Source organism: Hungatella sp. SB206, from assembly GCF_051132295.1.
Classification (GTDB): domain Bacteria; phylum Bacillota; class Clostridia; order Lachnospirales; family Lachnospiraceae; genus Hungatella; species Hungatella effluvii.
Window position 1 is genome coordinate 6,048,524 of sequence record NZ_CP096603.1, and the last position, 19,741, is coordinate 6,068,264.

The following is a 19,741-nucleotide window of genomic DNA, read 5'->3' on the forward strand; positions in this document are numbered from 1 at the left end:
TCTGTTTCTTTACTGGAGATCAGCCAGAATATCTTCGGCTTCTTCTTTCAATATGTTCATCTGCTCTGTTACATCCTCATAATCGTAGAAACACGCTTCCATCATAGCAGCTACGTTGTTGGCGATATCTCCATTGTTGGGCTGCATAACCATATGGTCGTTATTGCCGTATTCAAGCTGGTTATAGGCGATTTCACAATTGGGATTCTGAGCCCATTTCTCTTTGATTACCGGCATTTCGCTGATCTTCGTGGAACACGGCAGGTAGCCGGTTTCAGCAGCAAAGGTCGCTACACCCGCGTTGTCGTTGTACAGCCAGTAAAGGAAATCCCAGGCCGCATCCTTATTCTTTGCGGAAGCCAGCATGGTCAGCGTATTACCGCCGCTTGGAACCGCGTTTACTTTGAATCTGGGAACGTACTGTACGGAATACTGGAACTTGGCGTTTGAGTCCACATTTCCCAGGTTTGCGATCGAAGATACATAGAACGCGCTCTTTCCTTCCAGGAACATGCCGCGGCAGGTCGAATCAGAGTCAGATACCGGTCCGAAATACATCACCTTATCCTTGCACATCTGCTGAACCTTCTGCATTGCGTCAATGCCGGTGCCATCATCCACGCAGGCCAGTTTTAATCCGTCTTCACTGAACACCTTCGTATCGTTCTGCGCTACAAACATCCAGAAATACCATGGATCGTGAGGAATCGTAAATCCATATTCTACCTTGCCCTCGTTGATCAGTTTTTTCGAAATATCCGATAAATCCGTCCATGTCACGGGAACCTCGGCACCTGCCTCCTCCAGTAAGTCCATGTTGCAGAACAGAACCGGTGTGGAACAGCCCATGGGGAACGCCACCAGCTGGTCTGCGACGGTCGGATCGAGGCTCATGCCAGTAATAAAGGTCGGGTTGAAGTCTGATACTTTCATGTCGGACTTCTCCATATAAGGGACCAGATTTTCCAGAATTCCTTCCTCCTTTGCCAGAATCGATACTTGGCCGGAACCGGTTTGCAGAATATCCGGGCTGTTGCCTGCGGAAATTGCCGTCTGCGCCTTAGCAATGGCATCGTAATAATTTCCCTGGTATTCGGCGACCACCTTGATTTTGTCCTGAGAGGTATTATAGATCTCCACGATCGAATTTAAGAGATCCCCATTCTTGCCGCTCATGGAATGCCAGAACGTCACCTCCGCCTTGTCTGATCCGGAAGCCGTCTCTTCTTTTTTCGCCTCCTCCGTCTTCGCAGCTGCCGTGGTCTCTGCCTTAGACGCATCCTCCGTCTTCGCTGCCGTCGTAGCTGCGGTCTCACCGCCTCCGCATGCGGTCAGACCTGCCGCCATCGCCGCTGCCATCGCCAGTACTGCTGCTTTCTTTAATCCTTTTTTCATGTTGTAAATCCTCCTCTTTTTTATTTGATGCCTGAATAGGCAAATGACTTTATAATTGATTTTGAACACAATACATATACGATCAGAATCGGGAATACCAGAATCAAGTTCCCCGCCATAATGGTATTCCAGTTTGTTACACCCTCGGTATTCTTAAGCATTGCGATTCCGATTGTCAGCGGACAGACCTCTGTGGACTGGGTCATAACCAGCGGCCAGAAGTAATCGTTCCAGTGGCTGACAAAGCTGAACAGCACGATCGTGCTCATGGCCGGTTTCGCCATGGGAAGCATTAATTTATAGACAATTTTCAGCGCGCCTGCATTATCAAGCTTTGCCGCTTCGATTAATTCGTCCGGAACCTGCATAAAATACTGTCTCAGCAGGAAAATTCCAAACGCATTCGTCATAAACGGCAGAATCTGCGGAAGCAGGGAATTCATGATTCCCCAATCTGACATCATCTGATAGATCGGAAGGAAGGTGATCTGCCCCGGCGTCATAAATGCAATCAGCACCAGACCAAACATGATCTTTTTCCCCTTAAACTCATATTTGGCAAACGCATAGGCCGCGGGTACCATGATCACCATCTGAAGCGCAATCACGCTTACAATGATAGAAAGGGAATTTCTCAAATACAGCAAAAACGGTCCCTTCTGCCACGCGGTTATAAAGTTGATCCACTGAGGAACTGCCGGAAACAGCGTGAGCGGAGAAGAACTGATTTCCGCTTCCGTCTGCAGGGCCACGGAGACCATCCAGAAAAACGGAAATACAAACACCAGCACCAGCGCTGCTTTTAACACGATCCCTATGGCTGCCCATATTTTCTGATTCAATTTATACATGTTTCGTCCCCCCTACTGATAATGTACTTTTTTCGACAAGCTGACAAAATAGAGAACGGTCATGATTCCTACCAGAACCAGAAGCACCACCCCGCCCGCCGCGGCGCGCCCTACATTGAAGTCCATAAACACCTTGTTGTAGATGTAGTATACCAGCGACGTAGTCGCGTTATTGGGGCCGCCCGCCGTCATGACGCGGATGGTCTCAAACACCTTGAAATTTCCGATTGTCATAACGATCAGCACGAAAAAGATCTGAGGTGAGATAAGAGGCAGCGTAATCTTGAAAAATGTCCGGCATTTTCCCGCGTTGTCCAGATCCGCAGCTTCGTAGATACTTTGCGGTATACTCTGGAGCGCTGCGATTAAAATTAGTGTGTAATATCCGATACTCTTCCACGCAGAGGTAAAGATAACCGATGCCAGCGCAGTGTCGGAACTCCTTAAGAACTGGCTTGCAGGCAGCCCCAGCGCCTTTAACACCGAGTTAAAAACGCCGAAGTCCGGGTCCATCATCTGCTGGAAAATAAGGCCGATGGATACCATGGAAATGATATGCGGAAGAAATGCGGCCGCCTGCGTAAAGGAATTCATCTTTGTCGCGCGGGAGCCGAGCCATACCGCGAAGATCAGGGAACATCCCAGCACGATCAGAATCATGAAAAGGGAGTAATACCCTGTATTGACCAGCGCCTTTTGAAACTCTGAAGTCTTAAATATCTTCTCATAATTTTCCAGTCCCACAAATTTCGTCTTGGCTGCGTTTAACTGGTTTACCTTGTAAAAACTCATATGTATCAGCTTGATGATAGGATAGACCACGAAAAGCAGAATCCCAATCATTGTCGGAGCCACCAGGATATAGGGAACTATTTTTTCAGTAATCTTTCCTTTCATACGTCCCTCCTTAACAGTTCCAGGCAGGGATCGTACTCCTCATCTCCCGGGCGGATACGCGTCTCATCCTTTCCAAAGAAATAGATATGCTCCATATCTACGCTTAAAAATACCATATCGTCTACCCGGAACGGATCCTCCAGCCCGGTTACCATATAGGTTCTCCCCATCTTATCCCGCACGGAATAGGTCGTCTCACGCCCCAGCATCTCTCTTGTAACGACAATCCCCTTCGTATGGAAGACGCCGGAGTCCCGTTTTTCTCTTGTGAGAATTCCCCGTTCCGGCCGGAACCCCAGCCGGTTTCCCCCCTGAAGTGCCACGATATTCATTGCCGGAGAACCGATAAAGCGGGCGGTGAACAAATTTGCCGGATCGCTGTATATCTCTTCCGGGGAGGCGATCTGCTGAATCAGACCGTTATTCATCAGAATTACCGTATCGGCCATACTCATGGCCTCCACCTGGTCGTGTGTAACGTAGACGAAGGTCGTCTGCAGTTTTTTGTGAAGCTCGATTAATTCCACGCGCATCTGGACTCTTAACTTTGCATCCAGGTTGGACAGCGGTTCATCCATCAGGAACACGGATGGCTTTTTCACCATGGCACGCGCAAGCGCGACTCTCTGACGCTGACCGCCGGACAGAGTGCTTGGCATGCGGTCCAGGAACTGGGAAAGTCCCACCTTATCGCTGGCCTCTTCGATCAGCTGCTTTCTCACATCCTTCGGTATCTTGTTATTCTTCAGTCCGAACTCGATATTTTCCCGCACGGTCATGGTGGGGTAAATCGCATAGTTCTGAAATACCATGGCTACACCCCGTTTTCCCGGAGCAATTTCACTTACATCCTTCCCATCAATCAATACCTTTCCCGATGTCTGCGGTCCGATTCCTGCGATCATGCGGAGAAGCGTAGTCTTTCCGCACCCCGACGGTCCTACTAAAACAGTAAATGAGCCATCCTCTATTTTCAGATTGATATCCCTGATGACCACATTGTTGTCGAAGCTTTTGGTAACACTTTTAAATTCAATGGCTGCCACTGTAATACTCCTTTCCATTCACTGGTTTTTGTCTTTTTCGCTATTTTCGTATGAAAGATTCGATGGCCTGACCGTCGGCTCCCTGAAGCTCGAATCCGAGCAGTTTCGCATAGGTCGGCGCCTGGTCAACCAGCCTTCCTCTCTGAAGCGTCACATGTTCGTTAAAGTCAGGTCCCTTTGCCAGAAAGACTGGCTGCGGCCCCTTAAAGGGCAGATGCCCGTGGGTAGCTCTTCCATAACGATAGTCTGATACCTCATAGTTCGTCACAATTGGACGATGAATCGAATCGCCGAACGAAGAATAGTCATCCGATTCCAGTACAAAGGAGAACGGGCCGTCGAGATGATACTTCTCATCTGCTTCTGCTGTGGTAAACACCTGACTGATTCCGTAAATGCCTTCCTCCGCCATAAATTTTAAAAGGCTGTATGTCTTCTCATAAGTCTCCCGGTCTTCCGGATTCTTTAAATATACGAGTGCCGACAATCCCCCTGACAGGCACCATGCCTCCCAGTCTTCCAGCGTTCCATCCTCATTCTTCCGGATCAGTCCATGATCCGCCAGAATCACGTTGGGGTTGATCACGCGTTTGATCTCCATCTGCCCGTGGTCACTGGTCAGCACCAGATTCGTATTTTCCAGCTCCCCGATCTCCTCCACGGCCTGCATGATTTCACCGATCCACTGGTCTGTCTCTTCAATACCGGTCAGAATTCTGTCGTTAAACAGCCCTGTCTGATGGCGGTAGGCGTCAATGTTGGCCGGATGAAGGAACATCACATCCGGCTTATACTGCCGGATAATATCGCAGGTACAGCTCACGATAAACCGCTCCGTCGGCGGATGAATTCTGATCTTATTGTCCCCGATATGGCGTTCTACGATCTCCAGCATCTCCTCGCTGGAGCCCATGCGTTTCCACGCCTCACGGGGCGTATCCTCCGGAAACTGAGTCCAGTATTCATCGATCAGATAATCAATGGCCGGATGGTTGCCCGTTACCGGCCAGAAGACGGCTGCTGTCGTGTATCCCGCCTTTTTCGCCTCAGTAAAAATATCCCCTTTCCATCTGGTATTACTGTAATCCCACTTCCATGGAAGCGGCGATGTTCCCGGTATCATCTGCAGATTCCCCGCGACGCCGTGCTTATCCGGCCACACGCCGCTGCACATCGTGGTATGGCAGGGATACGTAATGGTCGGGTAGACAGAATCGACTTTTTGGACCATACAGCCGCCTGCCAAGTATTTTTGATAATTGGGTAATGTTTTTAAATAATCGACATCCTCAGACACCATTGCATCTGCCGAAAAAACAATCAGTTTCTTCTTCATTTTTTGTCTTCCTCCCCGTTTAGTAAACCTTTGCTGTCAATGTTCTCAAATATTTCTTTTAACCGTATATATTTCCTGTATTTTTCCTCATAAACTGCCCTGTTTCCGCAGTCTGGATCATAGACTGCGGACGTCCCCGCTCCCAGCTTATGAATCCAGTCCTTCAGTATTCTAGACGTTTTTTCCGTCCCATCCGCCACCGCCGCGCCCATAATGGCGCTTCCTCTGGCACTGCTTTGTCTGCTTTCGCACACCCGTACTTCCGTACCGCAGATATCAGCCAGCATCTGCATCATCAGCGGGCTTTTCATCGGGATCCCGCCGGCCGCAATAAGACGTTCCACGGAATGCCCCGAATCACGGAAGGTATCCACTATGACCCTGGCCCCAAAACAGATTCCCTCCATTAGCGCCAGGTACATTTCCTCGGTCTTCGTATAGATAGTCAGTCCGGTCATCACTCCCGTCAGTTCTGGTCGCATCAGCGGACTTCTCACCCCATTCCACCAGTCTAAAACCACCAGTCCGCGCTGCTCCGGCCGTATGGCGGCCGCCTTCCTCTGCAGCAGCTCATGAATGCCGATTCCCGCCTGCCCTGCCTCTTTCATATAGCTTTCCGGTACACAGTTGTCCACGAACCACTCCAGACACTCGCCGACACAGGACTGGCCTCCTTCATATCCAAACAGCTCCGGTATATGAGCCTCATAAGCACAGCTGTAAATTCCCGGTATCCCCTCCCCGGTATGAGAATTCAGCAGGTAACAGGCGCTGGTTCCCATAACCGCCGTCACGTCGCCTACCCGGTCGGCCCCTGCGCCGACCACCGCGGCATGAGAATCAATCATGGCCGCTGCCACCGGCACTCCCGGCAGAAGTCCCATACGGTCCGCCGCCCTTTGTGTCAGCCGTCCTACGCAGCACCCCAGGGCAACAAACCGGCCTTTATACTTTCTGGTAACCGGCTCTGACTCCTGCATTATTTTCCTTAAGAAATCCTCATCTGGATATCCGATTCCCCGCTGGTAGAAGCTGTTGCAGCCCGCCATGGACGTGCTCCGGACGCATTCTCCCGTCATATACCATGTCAGCCAGTCCCCCACCTCCAGAAAGGTATGGCAGCGTTTGTAAACGGCTTCATCCTCTTCCTGGGTCTCCAGGGTCTTCGGCAGAAATGCCTCACAGCTTACTTTGCCTCCCACAAGAGTCAGCCACTCCTCTTTCCAGTTATCTGCCAGACTGTACATCTTTTCCGCGTATTTTTTTGCCCCATGGTGTTTCCACAGCTTGATGTAAGCGTGAGGGCTGCTTTCAAAACCTGGAAGCATGGATATGGCCATACCGCTTTTATCTGCCGGAATCACCGTGGCCGACGTGGCATCCAGGCCAATCCCCTTCACCGACTCCGGCACCGCGCCGCTCTCCCTCAGTAAATCCCTTACCACCTGGCTTAATCCCTGCAGATAGTCCTCCGGAACCGCGAGTGCATATTCAGGCGGGATCGGGCTGCCATCCGGCAGACTCCCTGACACCACGCCATGGGGATATTCATACACCGCTGTGCCGGCTTCCTCTCCGCTGTCCATATCAAGGAGCAGTGCCCTCACGGAAAGAGTTCCATAATCCAGACCGATTGCATATCGTTTCTCCATCCATCTATCCCTCTTTACTTTTCCATCTCTTTCTGAAAAGAAGCGGCCGTCTCCTCTGCGACAGTCTTCAGAATTCCCAGATCCCACAGGAGCTGAAGCAGTGTATAGCGGTCCCTGACCTCCTTAGCCACCTCTATGCTGTCACTCACCATGCCGCAGTCGATTCCCAGTTCCAGCGGATTAACGGGCGCTTCCAAATCCTTTAAAATCCCCCTTATAAGCGCTTCCTTCGGCACTAAATCGCTGACGGTTCTTCTGATGTCTCCCATCTTTTCCCGTATAACCACCAGACGTTTCTTCACTTCCTCCGGGTCATTTTTTAGTTCTGTCTTTTCATTGGCGATCACTCCGTCCGCCGCTGCACCGTAAGTCCGTTTCATATTCTCCGACCATTCCGCAAAATCAAATGCCTCTGCTCTCCTCACCGCCTCCTCATAATCGATTTCTGATTCCATAAATTTCTGATACAACCGAATCGCCGTCATCGTTCCTACGCCTACCTTTGTGCCGTGTAAGACCGCCGTTCTCCCTTCAAACAGGAACTTCATCTCCCAATAATGAGACATATGATGTTCACAGCCCGAAGCCGGTCTGGAATTTCCCACAAAGCTCATGGCAATGCCGGTAAGAACCAGGGACTCCATGACCGTCTGAATCGTCTCCGGGGTCCGTTCCTTTAAGTTCTTGACCTGCTCCATCATCTTTTTTAACGAATATCTCACCATCCGCTCAATGACGGGGCAGAAATATTCGCCGTTCACAAGATTCGATAAATGCCAGTCACAGAGGCAGGTGTATTTTCCGAGAATGTCCGCCACGCCGGCCGCGATCATATTCATGGGGGCCTTTGCAAGAATATCAACATCTCCAACAATTGCCTTCGGTACATGAGCATTATAAGTTGTTTTCAGATTATTTACAATTAAAGCCGCGCCAACCGAAGCAAAGCCATCCATGGAAGGGGCCGATGCGATAATCATGTATTCCATCTTCATCTGATAGCTTAAAAACTTGCACATATCGTTGATCGTACCGGTGCCGACTCCGATAATCAGGTCGCACTCCGGATTGAAGTGGACAAGCAGCTCACCCAGCGTATGCTCATCCGGCACCACAATCTTTCTGGGAATCACATAAGAGGTGCAGGCCTGGTTCCGATCCCGCAACAGCTTCTCCACCCGTTCTCCCGCCGCCTGATACGTATTATAGTCGGATACCAGAAATACGTGATGGTATCCCAGTTCTTCCACTGCCTCCGGCACCCGCTCCAGTGCTCCCTGCGAAATCAGGATTTTTTCCACATCGGTATGATGAGAACGTCCGCATTCGCAGGAAAAGGTATGATGTAAATAATCCTCAATAGTAAAGCATTCAGGCTCGATCTGCATCTTTCAGTCTCCTATCTGTTTTTGATTTATCAATTTCTTTGTTGTATATTTTATATAATAATGTCAATATTCCCTTTGTCAACCTGTGCACTTTTACTCAAAAATTAATAAATCCAAAAAAAACGGATAAATAGTTAATTTTATTAGTAATAAAATTAACTATTTATCCGTCCATTACGGTTTTATCCACTTTTTAAATCAATATTTCTTCGTTTCGCCGTTCCCCTGCTTTTTGCTTACTAATATTATTAGTAATAATTTTTCAAAATTTTTCTATTTTTTTCTCCGGTTTGGCCCTGTCGAGGCTCTCGCAACCAGTTTTGGGACAAATTCCACACGCACGGCACTGGCCGGCCACAAATCCCCGTCGGTTCCATTTTCCTGCTCGATTTTTCGTATCAACACATCGACGGCTTCCCGTCCCCGGTTGGCATCAAAATGCTCTACCGATGTCATGGAAATAGTCCTGTACTGGGAAATCATCGTATTATCACAGCCGCAGACAGAATAGTCCTGTGGAACCTTATACTTCTTGTCTGCCAGCGCATCCATAATTCCTATGGCCACCATGTCGTTCATCCCGACTAGGGCGGTGATGTCATCATACTTTTCCACCACGCGTTTTCCAAGACAGTAGCCGGTCTCATACGATGTGATGTCCTTCGTATACGCAATCTTCTCGCTGTCCATGGTACAGGTCAGGATGTTGAAGGGACTGACTCCTGCCCTGGCATAGGCATTCTGCATGCCCTTCAGCCGGTAAAGCCTGGCCGGATGGCGTTCGTTCAGTTCGGTGGAAATATAGGCAATTTTCCTGTGTCCCAGACTCAGAAGATGCTCGGCGATGATCATCCCCAGCTTTTCGCTGTCCAGTTCTATGATATCCATATTGGAGACTTCCGTCTTGTCGCAGATGGCTACCACGGGCATATTCGCAATGAGCTGCTGAAGCGCCACGGAATTTGCGGGCTTGTAAAGAAGCAACGCTCCCAGCGCGTCCTGCTGGCAGGCGAGGTTGGCAAACTGGCCTTCCAGCTTCATATTTCGTCCGCTGGAGAAGACCGTGAGAGAATACCCCCGCTCCTCCGCCTGATTACACATGGCCTCCAGAAGACTGATATAGTACAGATTGGTGTACGACGGACACATGGCCATAATCAGCTTCTCGTACCGCTCCCCGCTGTTTCCTTTTCTTTTAGAAGGAACCCGGTAGTTCAACTTCGTGCAGGCGTCCATCACACGCTGTACCGTCTCCGGCGAAAAGCGGACATTATCATAGTTGTTTAAAATCATGGAAACAGTGGGCTGGGAAACACCGGCCAACTGGGCAACATCCTTGGAAGTCGGTTTCTTCTTTGTCATAATGTAGTTATTCCTCATCGTTTGTATATCGTCTCTCCGGCCTTGATCGTCTCCAGAACTTTTATATCCCTGAGTCTCTCTTCAGGAACCAGGAGCGGGTTCTCTTCCAGGATCACAAAATCCGCAGCCTTCCCCACCGCTATGCTTCCCTTCCTGTCCTCTTCAAAAATCTGGTACGCTCCGTTCACCGTCACGGCCTTAAGCGCTTCCATTACAGTGATCGTCTGCTCTGCTCCCAGCACACGGCCCTTTGCCGTCTTCCGGTTCACGGCGTTGTGTACCGCCCCCATCACGTCGGGCGGAGCCACCGGGCTGTCCTGATGAAGCGTAAAGGAGACTCCGCGCTCCAGGGCCGAACGGGCCGGACTGATGTAGGCCGCCCTCTCCGGGCCCAGCACGGACTCATAGTGGTAGTCGCCCCAGTAATACACATGGTCGAGGAAAAAGCTGGCGATCATGCCGATCTCCTTCATCCGATCCAGCTGATCTTCCCGCACGGTCTGGCAGTGAATGACCACAGGGCGCAGATTCTTCTCACTCCCCGTCTCCTCAAGTACCGACTGATAGCAGCGGATCATCTGCTCGATCGCTTCATCCCCGTTGGCGTGTACATTGATCTGCCAGCGGTTTTTCACGCAGGTGCGCATGATATCCATCACATAGGCTTCCGTCTGCACCGGAAATCCCCGGTAATCCGGCTTCTCGCCGTCCGGAACCACATAGTACGGCTCTGACAGCCAGGCCGTCTTTCCCTGAGGCGAGCCATCCAGAAACAGCTTCACTCCCGCGGGGCGCAGATGGTTTTCATAGCCTTTCGCCGCAAGCGCTTCCGGTCCCTGCTCCGTCAGAAACTGACCGGCCAGTTCCGGTATCAGATACATGACCACATCGTTCTTTAGAAGTCCCATGGACGCGGCTCCCTTTAAGAGCTGATACTGCCCTTCCGTGACTTTGCCGTCGTGAACCGTAGTCAGGCCATAGGATGCGTACAGCTCTGAGGCATCTCCCACCGCCTTCACCACATCTTCGGGAGCAGGCCCCTGCATCTCTCCGTTTTTCCCGAGAAATGCCTGTTCCTTCAAAAGCCCTGTGGGTTCCACGACTCCGCCCTCGGGAACTGTGAAATGATCTCCCGTGTATCCCAAAAGCTCCAGCCCTTTCGTGTTCACCACACACAGATGGCCGGAGACGTGAGTCGCCGCGACGGGAATCTCCGTGCTCACGCGGTCTAAATCTTCCTTGGTGGGATGAACGCCCTCCGGGAAGACGCTGTTGTCGTATCCCATGCCCAGCAGCCACTGGCCCGTTTTTAGTGAATGCGTCTCCAAAAAGGTCTTCAGCACCTGCACCACGTCCTCCACGCTGTCGCAGGTTCCCAGCGGCGACGGTTTTAGGTTGGCGATTAACAGCTGGTACGCCACCGCGCTTAAGTGGGAGTGGCCGTCGATAAAGCCGGGAAGCACCGTATGGCCTTCCATGTCCCAAAGCGCGCCGTCCGGAGCCAGCGCCTTCATCTCCTCCAGCGTGCCGGTTCCGCCGATCATTCCGTCCCGGATCAGAACCGCCTCCGGTTCAGTCCGGGACTCATCCATTGTTAAAAAGGTTCCATGGTACAGGATTTTATCCATTCTCTACACCTCTGTGATTCATGTTTTCCGTTTAGTTACCCTCGTAGGCAATCAGGGATTCCACCTCATATCCATCTAATTTTTCTCTTCCATTTAAGCCCTTTAACTCCATGATAAAGCAGATCTTTACAACCTCTCCGCCCATCTCCTTTATCAGTCCGATAATGGCCTCGATCGTGCCGCCCGTGGCGATCAAATCATCGATGATCACGACCTTCTGGCCTGGCTTTATGGAATCTCTGTGCATCTCGATGGTGGCTTTGCCGTATTCCAGCTCATAATCGGCGGAGATAACCTCTCTCGGAAGCTTTCCCTGCTTTCTCACCGGGACGAAGCCTTTGTGCTCCGCGTAGGCAACCGGAACGCCGAAGATAAACCCTCTCGATTCCGGGCCGACTACGACATCGTAATCCACATCCTTTAACATCCCGCGCACGCCGTCAACCGCCAGTGCCAGCCCGTCCGCGTCCTGCAGAATAGTGGTGACATCACGGAAAATGATGCCCGGCTCCGGGAAATCCGGGATACTTGTTACGTAATCTTCTAGTTTTTTCATGCTTTTTACCTCTTCTTTATATTTTGTAGTTTTACTTTTTTCATGCATCATTTCATAGGACAAGCGTTCCTATGAAATAAAAATAACCGGAAACCATGAGCGGTTTCCGGCAGCGTTCCGAATCTTCCTTGCTCTTCGCGGCTCTTTCATTATAGCACAGGCCCACAAAGAAATCAGTCTATTTTTTTGCTTTTCTTTTTACATTTCTTATCTCTATACGGCCGAAAAAATGTACCAAAGCTTCCAGCCTGCCGGGACGCAGAAACCCCAGCGCCATTACAGAAACAGCCTGCCCTGCTCGTCAGCCTGCCTGGGCAGTGCAATCATCAAATCAATTAATGTCATTGCGAACGGAATTCCTGTCCAGCAAAACAGCAGGTAAATAAAGCCCAGGGCATACTGCTTCGTATAAAACCGATGGCCGCCGGCCCATCCCAGGCACAGGGCCAGCAGGATATATTTCTTTCTGTATACCGGTACCGGCTGTCTGTTCCCGGCATGGTTTGCGATGAAATCACCAAGACGCATCCACCACTTCGGTTTATCCACGATTCCGTACTCTTTTTTCAGCGCAGCCATCTCCTCTTCCAGAGCGATCATCTGGTTGGGATCAATGTAGTCTGGATGGTCCTGCATACTTCTTTTCCTCATCGTTTTGCCTCCTGCCGCCGGGAGCCGCACATCTGGCAGATAGCAATTTTCAAACACGCTCTAATCCAAGAAAAACCAGTCCGCATATCCCATCTTCTCCAGATTCTCTTTGCTGATCCTCAGGCTTTCAAACGGGTCTCTCCCGTACGTGGTATCCTGTTCAATGAGAAAATATTCGCTGCCTCCGGCAAAACCGGCTTCTACGCATTCCTTAACCGGAAGATTCCCCTCTCCTATCTCCGCAAATTCCACGATGTCAGAAAATGCAGCCATGAAGGCCTTCGGATCAAACGGTCCCTCCGGCATCTGAATCTGTCCAATGCGGTAATCCTTTAAATGGAGCAGCCGGATTCTTCCATCATACTTCTTTATGAATTCCACCGGATTCTCTCCACCGCGGTGGATCCAGTGGATATCCAGCTCAAATCCCATATATCTTGTATGGTTCCTGATAATGTCCAGCAGATATTCACCGTCATACTTTACGAACTCTACATGGTGGTTGTGATAATACAAATCAATTCCCTGCTCTTTTAATCTGCCGGCGATCTCATCTGCACGTTTCACAAAATCCAGAGCCTTCTCACGGCTCCCCATGCAGGTCATTGGAAGCATGCCGATACGCAGCATATCACAGTTTAACGTCCTGCAGTCCGTCACAATCTTATCAAAATCCGTAGTCAGGTACTCCCCTGGCCTCCCCGGCATCATCGGCTCCATAGCTGCGCTTAAAGCTGCGATTTTAATTCCGAATTCCTCACAGGCCTTCTTCATGCCTGCAACATTCTCCTCTGTCATAGGTATCTGAGACACCTCCACGCAGTGATACCCCAGCTCTGCGCAGGCCCTTAATGTCCCATAGGCCCCAAGCTCTGCAATTTTATCTTTGATGGTACTCATCTGAATTCCGATCAGTCCCTTATTCATACGATATCTCCTCTCTGAAATCACGATATGGTTACGTAAGCGCCGCTCCTGCCAGACTCTAAAATGGCGTCTATCAGGCGTACGCTCATTTCCGCGTCCTTTACTCGGATATAGTCCCCTTTATCCTCTTCCAGTACCTGATAAAACCTGCGAATCAGTTTTTCATGACTGGCGCCGTAATAGAAACGGGTCCCTGGAAATTTCCTGTCCTCAGTCAGATACTTTTTTTCTCCACCCGGCAGGATTTGATACAGGATATTTTCCTCTATACGGAACTCAGCGCGTTCCAGCTGGACCGCAATCTGCACCGCCTCGTTCTTATAGTTGGCATTCGTGGCAAAGAACAGACCTCTCGCACCATTTGCATAATCCAGCCTTGCGGTCACCGTATCCTCTACCTCGATGCCGTAATCCAGGATCTGGCTTACAGAGGCTTTCAGCCCTTTCATGTTTCCGCCTAAATAGTACAGAAGGTCCAGAGTATGCACCGACTGATTAATCATACAACCGCCCCCTGCCGTAATCCAGCTTCCTCTCCAGGGCTTTACGCGGTAATACTCGGCCGGACGGTACCAGGGGACGATGCCTCTCGTCCCCACCACCTGCCCATATTCACCACTTTCTATGAACTTCTTTAACAGCTCCACGCTCTCGTTGAGACGGTTCTGCAGGCAGATGGTGATACGGACCTCCGGATGCGCTTCTTCCAGCCGGACAAACCGTTCGGCTTCCTCCGTATTTAGGGCCACCGGCTTTTCACAGAAGACGTTGCAGCCCATATCCACCAGTTCTTTCGTCACCGGATAATGCAGGTAATGGGGCAGACACACATGAACACAGTCCGGTCTTTCTTTCTCCACCATCTCATGGTAATCCGTATAAAAGGCTGTGCCGGACGGCGCTGCTTCCTTCGTCTCCGGATTACTGTCGCAAACCGCGCATAGAACCAAATCCGGACTTGACTCTATGATCGGTATATGTATTTGGGATATATCTCCCAATCCAATAACTGCGGCCTTCATCATCTTTCTTCCTCCAGATTCTGCGGATATGCGCCGGTTCTGCACCGACGCATAACGCTAACGGGTTGGGAATTTGCCTTCGGCGGCAATTTTCCTGTTTAGTTCTTCCAGATACAGATCCTCGTCGACCGGCAGATCCACTTCCTTTCCCAGCCAGCTGGAAAGCAGGGTCGCATTCGCCAGGTTTACACCGTTGATTCCGTCGGCCCCCGGTGCCAAAAGAGGGGTTCCCTCCAGTATATGGCATGCGAAATTCTCCATTACGGTCATATGCTGCACGCCCCAGCCATCTGTATTCTCAAAGGTTTCCACCGTGTACAGGCCATCAGCTCCGGCAGCGTTTCCCTGTGTCAATTTCACCAGCTCCATCATGGACATCGTGCGGTTTAACTCGTCTTCCTTTTTCTTCAGCCGGTAAACTGTCGCTGTTCTGCTGTCTTCCACGACAATCTTTCCGCCGTCCAGGTCGATCTCCAGACGGTCTGTACCGATGGGATCATGGGTACAGGTTACAAAGCTCCCGGTCGCTCCGCCAGGATATTCCGTAACAATGGTAACGTCGTTCTCCACAATAATATCCCTGTGATCGCCATAGATGCATTTTGCGTAAACCTTATTGGGGATTCCGCATATCCACTGCCACAGATCCAGCTGATGAGGAGCCTGATTGACCAGGACGCCTCCGCCCTCTCCTCCCCAGGTCGCGCGCCAGCCGCTCTGACGGTAATAGCTGTCCGGACGCCACCAGGAATTGATAATCCAGTTAGAACGGCGGATCTGTCCCAGCTCTCCGGACTCGATGATATCCTTAACCTGCTGATACAGCCTGTTGGTGCGCTGATTAAACATAATACCGAAAGCCGTCTCCGGATGCGCCGCCGCGCATTCGTTCATCTCACGCACAGACTTTGCGTATACGCCCGCCGGCTTCTCAACCAGGACATTCATCCCCCTTTCCAGACAGTAAATCGCAATCTCTGTGTGGAGATAGTGGGGAACCGTCGTAACTACCGCGTCAACCGTACCGGAATCCACCAGATCCTTCCAGTCTCTAAAAAACGGTGTCTCGGGATACTTTTCTTTACACATGGCCTCCTTCGCAGGGTCCGTATCGCACAATGCACCGAGAGCACAGTGCGGCGGACACTCCGGCGCAGGCATCCCAGGGAAGCCGCCCCTGCCTGTTAAAAATCCAGCGTACGCGCCTCCCTGCGCCCCGATTCCAACTAATCCAAATCTTACTTTATCCATAGAAACTCTCCTTTCCACCTAACGCTCTATAGCGTTTAATATCTCTTTCAGAGCATGATACTGCATCGCGTAGCCTTCCGCACCGTCCGTGGCCTTGTTTTCCCGGATGATGCTGTCCGCATCCGCGAGCTCCAGGGATTTCAGCGCATCAAATACTACCAGATGGGGTTCCAGTGTCAGGAAGCCCTCATATCCTTCTTCTCTGACAGCTCTCTCCAGAATCTCTTTAATTTTTCCTTCGCCGGTCCCGCAGAGCACATTTTCTTTATCCGATGCCACGGCATCCTTAATATGGATATAAACAACCTGGTCATGTAGAAGCTTCCAGCACTCCACAGGGTCCTCTCCACACTGCACAAAGTTGGCAAAATCAAAGACTGCCTTAAAATGATCGCTTCCCAACGCATCCAGGATCACCCTGCAGCGCTCCTTCCCATCTCCATAGATTCCCTTTTCATTTTCATGGATCAGTACAACGCCGTACGTTCTGGCTGCCGCGTCAAACTTTATCAGCTTTTCGATCACTGCTTCCCGGTAGTCCTCCGGATTCCGTCCCTCCGGAATATAGAAACTGAAAATGCGAATGTAACGACAGTCCAGTACCTTTGCGATCCTGCATAACTCCTCCAGCTGAACCAGCTGTTTTGCGAACCCTTCCTCATCACCGATTTCAACTTTACCGATGGGGGAGCCTAAGGAAGATACCCGGACTCCCGCGTTCTTAAGCTTCGGCAGCAGCTTCTCCTTCACCTCTTTCGCCGTATAATCGGCTATACTCTTACCATCGGCCGTACGAAGGGAAATGTACTCCATACCAAGTCCTGTAACCACCTTCAGCTGTTCATCAAAATCAGAACTGATCTCATCGGAAAATCCGGAAATCATAATTTTCTCCATATGAAGCAACCTCCTGTTTTAAGCATGCTGCGCCTGCGCTTTGATTTCTGCGATCCTTTCCTGAATTTCTTCCATCTTTTCCTTTGTCAGAGGGTAGAACTTCATGGCTACCAGGTTACAGAACAGGCCGAATAAAATCAATCCGAAGAAACAGGTCAGGCCGATGAATTTCAGTTGAGGGCTATAGGGAGTATCTACAGTAGGCAGAGTCTCTTTAAAACCGATCATGGCACACATAACGCCTACGATACTCGCCGCCAGAGAGGAAATCAGCTTATCTACAAAGCTGAACAGGGTTCCCATCAAGCCAGGAACGTATTTCCCGGAACGGTAAACTTCATAGTCGGCACAGTCAGCAGTCATGGGAATAACGATGTTGCCGGATACTCCCATACACCCCTGTCCCAGAATATACAACACCAGAAATGCCAGGGTGAAGAAATTCCAGCCGGTGAAGCCTGCAATACCCGGAAATGACATCTGGGACGGATCTCCGACCACAAACAGTACAATATTTAAAATTGTAAAAATGAGACCTCCCCAGGTTCCGAACAGCATGGCCTTTCTCTGTCCTAAACGGGTTGCGATCCAGCCTACACCGAAGAACAGGATCAGCATGTTCGGAATGGACGTATAACCGGCTACAGCGCCGGACAGCGCATAGTTGCCGCAGACGATGGCATACAGGATAACGCCTATGGTAGAGTTGCTTCGGACAGAGGATGCCAGCTTATCCGTAGATGCCGCTACTACCAGCATCTGGATAGCCCTGTTGCTCTTAAGCACTTCCCAGTAATCCTTAAACCCTACCTTGACCGCTTTGCCTGTACCAAAGAACTCCAGGCGGTCCTTGCTGGAAATGCAGTAAATGGCAATACAGGTCAGAATCGCGGATACGGCCGCCACATAGCACCAGATTTCGTGGAAGAATGAGGCGTTGAAGCCGCCGTGTTTCGGTACTAAATAACCGGAAATAAAGATCGGAAGCACCGCAAATACGAGCGTATTATAAACGCCGTCAAATATCGAGAACAGAGGTCTCTGCCTTGGGTCATTGGTCAGACAGGACTGGGCGGATTTCGTAACTACACATTGGAACGTATAGCCAATGATATAAATCATGTAAATCAGCACAAAGAAAATAAAACGCGCCCCCTGCGGAAAGAGATGGGTCACATGAAGCAGGATAAAGCTTGCGACGGCAAGAATCACATTACCGATGACCATAAACGGACGGTTTTTGCCGAATTTTGTATTCGTCTTATCTACCAGATATCCGATGAACGGGTCTGTGACACCGTCCCAGATACGCATCGTGGTGATCAACGTTGATGCAACGACTACACCTACCCCCACATAACCGGTTAAGTAATAAGCGATAAAGTTCATCATAAACATGTACAGGTTCGTAGCCGTATTATTAAATGCAAATCCCCCGATCTGCCACAACTTCGCGCGGTGCATACCGCTTGTATTCGTTGATGTTCCCATATGTATAAACCCTCCTGATAATTTAATAAAAGCATGGTCCCCTTAGGACAGTCGTCCTCCTTTTTCTAACGACATTTTAACACTGCCCGAAAAAATGTATGAGGAGAGTTTTTGTAGAAATCTGTAATATTATTATATTTTTTGTCAGCTCCCTACAATTGGGTCCGGACGAGAATCAGCTCCCGATACTCGCTGGGAGTTTTACCTGTAGCCTTTTTAAACAGCTTGCTGAAATAATTCACATCCGAGATTCCCACATCTGCCGCAATATTCTGAATCTGCATATTGGACGTATTCAGATAACGGATCGCCTGCTTCATCCTCTGCTGGTTTACGTATGCCGTTATGGTTACTGACATCTCCTTCTTAAACAGCGAGGACAGATAGCTGGGATTGACACAATACTCTGCCGCCAGGTTCCTGAGTGATAAGTCGGACATCAGATTTAAATCAATATGGTTGACTACCTTTTGAACCAGAGGCGAATATCCCTGAAGAGAGTAATTCCTCACGAGCATACAGTACTTGCGAATCATCTCCAGATTGAACCGGTCTGCCTCCGTCTTCGTCATCAGCGTTTCTATCTTCTTCGCAAACCTGCAGGACAATTCATCAATATGTACCGGATGCACGCATCCCGCCTGGGCCGCCTTCCGGTAAAGCGTATTGGCCGTAATCATAAGATTCCTGAAGTTCCTTGCAGGGTCTTTATACCGTTTGGCAATGTGGAAATTACGAAATCTCCCATGGACCTTTAAGGCTTTTTCTAAGTTTCCCTGAGCTATGGCAGCCATCAGCTCCTCTTCTGCTTTATATCTTTCTTCAATCAGCTTTGCCGCCAGAGGCTCAGTTGGAGGATTGCTGAAAGAATTCATATCCCCGCATTCATCAATGCTTTCTCTGCGGACAATATCCAGTTCCCGTCCGCCATATAGTTTCCCTGCCAGGGCTGTAAGGACTGCCAGCCATGGCTCATAGAGCAGCATAACCGGAACCGCATTATAGTATTCCTGCAGCTCCTTCATCAGTCCCATGGGGATTTTATGGGACTGCACAAGCATATTGAGCTGATACTCATCCACATATTCCTTCTGATACGGCCCAACTAACACCATTTCTCCATACTGGCCTTCTTCCTTCGGTATTCGGAACAGGCAGTATTCCATTTCAAAACAGTCATTTAAGAAGTACAGGATACCCTCCTGACAGATACTGTACAGATGCCTCACCGTCTGTCCGGTCCCGCCCTCAGCCATAAACGTCTTCCTGATACCCAGGTCAAAATCCCCGATTTCGTCATCAGGCGTTTTTATGACCGTCATATTAACTCCAAAGCCCCCTACGAACGCCTCAATGACTTCCAATAAATCTACCTGCATCTTTTCCTCCAT

Annotated in this window: 17 protein-coding genes; all 17 read right to left on the bottom strand. The window is 50.0% G+C overall.

Annotated elements, in window-relative coordinates; all coding sequences use genetic code 11:
* Positions 1-9: 9 nt before the first annotated feature.
* On the bottom strand, positions 10-1,395 hold the full coding sequence (locus M1L66_RS26810; protein WP_187019751.1) for an ABC transporter substrate-binding protein: 1,386 nt from the start codon (positions 1,393-1,395) through the stop codon (positions 10-12).
* A gap of 20 nt (positions 1,396-1,415) precedes the next feature.
* Positions 1,416-2,246 carry a carbohydrate ABC transporter permease gene (locus M1L66_RS26815; protein ID WP_434688865.1) on the bottom strand — a complete coding sequence of 277 codons (831 nt, stop codon included), beginning with the start codon at positions 2,244-2,246 and terminating at the stop codon, positions 1,416-1,418.
* Between the two features lie 12 nt (positions 2,247-2,258).
* Positions 2,259-3,143: a carbohydrate ABC transporter permease gene (locus M1L66_RS26820; RefSeq protein WP_434688866.1), complete on the bottom strand. Its 885-nt coding sequence runs from the start codon at positions 3,141-3,143 to the stop codon at positions 2,259-2,261.
* Positions 3,140-4,189, bottom strand: coding sequence for an ABC transporter ATP-binding protein (locus M1L66_RS26825; protein WP_434688867.1), 1,050 nt, complete (start codon positions 4,187-4,189; stop codon positions 3,140-3,142). The genes M1L66_RS26820 and M1L66_RS26825 overlap by 4 nt, the downstream gene beginning before the upstream one ends.
* Before the next feature lie 40 nt (positions 4,190-4,229).
* The gene (locus M1L66_RS26830; protein ID WP_434688868.1) at positions 4,230-5,525 is read right to left on the bottom strand and encodes an alkaline phosphatase family protein; all 1,296 of its coding nucleotides are present in this window, start codon (positions 5,523-5,525) and stop codon (positions 4,230-4,232) included.
* Positions 5,522-7,177 carry a ribulokinase gene (locus tag M1L66_RS26835; RefSeq protein WP_434688869.1) on the bottom strand — a complete coding sequence of 552 codons (1,656 nt, stop codon included), beginning with the start codon at positions 7,175-7,177 and terminating at the stop codon, positions 5,522-5,524. The genes M1L66_RS26830 and M1L66_RS26835 overlap by 4 nt, the downstream gene beginning before the upstream one ends.
* Positions 7,178-7,191: 14 nt before the next feature.
* A complete protein-coding gene (locus M1L66_RS26840) occupies positions 7,192-8,565 on the bottom strand; it encodes a sn-glycerol-1-phosphate dehydrogenase (protein WP_434688870.1) in 1,374 nt (457 codons plus the stop codon).
* Between the two features lie 273 nt (positions 8,566-8,838).
* On the bottom strand, positions 8,839-9,927 hold the full coding sequence (locus tag M1L66_RS26845; RefSeq protein ID WP_002602141.1) for a LacI family DNA-binding transcriptional regulator: 1,089 nt from the start codon (positions 9,925-9,927) through the stop codon (positions 8,839-8,841).
* A gap of 14 nt (positions 9,928-9,941) precedes the next feature.
* The gene (locus M1L66_RS26850) at positions 9,942-11,555 is read right to left on the bottom strand and encodes an amidohydrolase (protein ID WP_434688871.1); all 1,614 of its coding nucleotides are present in this window, start codon (positions 11,553-11,555) and stop codon (positions 9,942-9,944) included.
* Between the two features lie 31 nt (positions 11,556-11,586).
* The gene (locus M1L66_RS26855) at positions 11,587-12,111 is read right to left on the bottom strand and encodes an adenine phosphoribosyltransferase (protein ID WP_434688872.1); all 525 of its coding nucleotides are present in this window, start codon (positions 12,109-12,111) and stop codon (positions 11,587-11,589) included.
* 276 nt (positions 12,112-12,387) lie between these two features.
* Entirely contained in the window at positions 12,388-12,762 is a 375-nt protein-coding gene (locus M1L66_RS26860; protein ID WP_187019762.1) for a TM2 domain-containing protein, read from the bottom strand.
* Between the two features lie 60 nt (positions 12,763-12,822).
* A complete protein-coding gene (locus M1L66_RS26865) occupies positions 12,823-13,689 on the bottom strand; it encodes a sugar phosphate isomerase/epimerase family protein (RefSeq protein WP_434688873.1) in 867 nt (288 codons plus the stop codon).
* A gap of 20 nt (positions 13,690-13,709) precedes the next feature.
* Positions 13,710-14,714, bottom strand: a complete 1,005-nt coding sequence (locus M1L66_RS26870; RefSeq protein ID WP_434688874.1) for a Gfo/Idh/MocA family protein — start codon at positions 14,712-14,714, stop codon at positions 13,710-13,712.
* A 54-nt stretch (positions 14,715-14,768) separates the two neighbouring features.
* Positions 14,769-15,962: a Gfo/Idh/MocA family protein gene (locus M1L66_RS26875; RefSeq protein ID WP_187019766.1), complete on the bottom strand. Its 1,194-nt coding sequence runs from the start codon at positions 15,960-15,962 to the stop codon at positions 14,769-14,771.
* An 18-nt stretch (positions 15,963-15,980) separates the two neighbouring features.
* A complete protein-coding gene (locus M1L66_RS26880) occupies positions 15,981-16,859 on the bottom strand; it encodes a sugar phosphate isomerase/epimerase family protein (protein WP_434688875.1) in 879 nt (292 codons plus the stop codon).
* Positions 16,860-16,877: 18 nt separating this feature from the next.
* Positions 16,878-18,350 carry an MFS transporter gene (locus tag M1L66_RS26885; protein ID WP_187019769.1) on the bottom strand — a complete coding sequence of 491 codons (1,473 nt, stop codon included), beginning with the start codon at positions 18,348-18,350 and terminating at the stop codon, positions 16,878-16,880.
* A 152-nt stretch (positions 18,351-18,502) separates the two neighbouring features.
* Positions 18,503-19,729 (bottom strand): helix-turn-helix transcriptional regulator, encoded by a 1,227-nt coding sequence (locus M1L66_RS26890; protein WP_434688876.1) that lies wholly within the window; start codon positions 19,727-19,729, stop codon positions 18,503-18,505.
* Positions 19,730-19,741: the final 12 nt, after the last annotated feature.